Source organism: uncultured Campylobacter sp. (assembly GCF_938031315.1).
GTDB lineage: Bacteria > Campylobacterota > Campylobacteria > Campylobacterales > Campylobacteraceae > Campylobacter_B.
Genome location: NZ_CALHHT010000042.1, coordinates 1 through 1,328 on the forward strand (window position 1 = coordinate 1; position 1,328 = coordinate 1,328).

General features: G+C 48.6%; 1 protein-coding gene and 1 pseudogene. One reads left to right on the top strand and one right to left on the bottom strand.

Going from position 1 to position 1,328, the window contains the following annotated elements; all coding sequences use genetic code 11:
- Positions 1–151: 151 nt before the first annotated feature.
- On the bottom strand, positions 152–775 hold the full coding sequence (sodB, locus tag Q0236_RS01160; RefSeq protein ID WP_297914039.1) for a superoxide dismutase [Fe]: 624 nt from the start codon (positions 773–775) through the stop codon (positions 152–154).
- Between the two features lie 288 nt (positions 776–1,063).
- Here sodB and Q0236_RS01165 point away from each other — a divergent pair.
- A pseudogene (locus tag Q0236_RS01165) lies at positions 1,064–1,328 on the top strand (hypothetical protein); the annotation flags it as partial.

Genomic DNA, 1,328 nt, shown 5'->3' on the forward strand with positions numbered 1-1,328 from the left:
TAAGCGATCGATCGCGCATGCTAAACGCCGCGGCGATTATCATCCGCAGCGGATCCGCGTCCGTAGCAAACTCGCAACGAACCTGCAGCGCGTTTAGGCGGTTTTGGCTTTGTGTAGCATCGCCTCGCCGCGTGCGCTTAAATTTTAAAATTTAATCTCTGCCGTGAAGCTCGTCGATATAAAATTTCACAGAGCCGAGACCCTCTTTTTTAGCCCATTCGTAGGCGCTTGAGACGAACTCCCAGTTGATGCCTGCGTAGAATTTCTCCAGATATTTCGGGCGCGCATTGTACTCGTCGATGTAATACGCGTGCTCCCAAACGTCCACGACTAGAAGCGGCACGAGCCCTTCGGTCACCGGCGTAGCGGCGTTTTGGGTCGCTTTGATGCAAAGCTTGCCCGATTTCGGATCGTAAGCGAGCCACACCCAGCCCGAGCCGAAATGCGCCGTAGCAGCAGCCAAAAACTCGCTTTTAAAATCCGCAAAATGTTCCGCCAGCGCCGATTTTAGCTCCGCGGAAGCCTCGCTAGGTTTTGCGATGCAATCCCAGTAAAAATCGTGGTTGTAAACCTGCGCGGCGTTGTTAAAAAGCCCGCCGCTAGCAGCCGTTACGATCTCGTAAAGCCCCTTGCCCGCAAACTCGCCCGATTCGGTAAGTTTATTTAAATTCGCCACGTAGGTCGCATGGTGCTTGCCGTGGTGATAATCACAGGTTTGCTTGCTTACGACCGCGTTGTGCGCCGCATCGAACGGCAACTCTCTAAGTTTAAACATCTTTCTCTCCTTGAAATGATTTGAAATAATTATATCCTAAAATTTCTAAATGATTAATAAAATTTATTATTTAGGATTAATTTTAAGACAAATTTCAATCTAAGTTCGCTCCTAATATAATCGCGCTTTAAATTTAAAATTTAGGCGGTTTATGAACACCAAAGGCTTTGCTTCTGTCCTCATCGGAGCGCTTTTTGAGTGCGACCTGGCACACGAGTTTAAGCGCGCTGCTAGTACGCACGAATCGCTACTGACCGCAACCTGCGTAATCGTGAGCTTTTTATATTTATGCTTGCTTTAAAATACATTGGCGCGGCGCTCGCATACGTCCTATACACGGGGCTCAGCACGCTTTTTATCGTCTTGCTTGAAACGATCGTCGCGCTAAAAGAGAGCGCAGAGACTAGCCTGCTTCGCATATTTTTCATATTCACGCTAAGCTTATGCACAGGTATCGGCACGATCGGCGCCGTGATCCTAGGCGTATTCATCCACCGCGAGAAAATTTCTGCGCACAAAGCGCCCCTCTTATTTCTCATAATTTCAAGCGCCG

Coding starts and splice junctions, on each gene's coding strand:
- sodB (WP_297914039.1), bottom strand. CDS start 775: ATGTTTAAACTTAGAGAGTTGCCGTTCGATGCGGCGCACAACGCGGTC.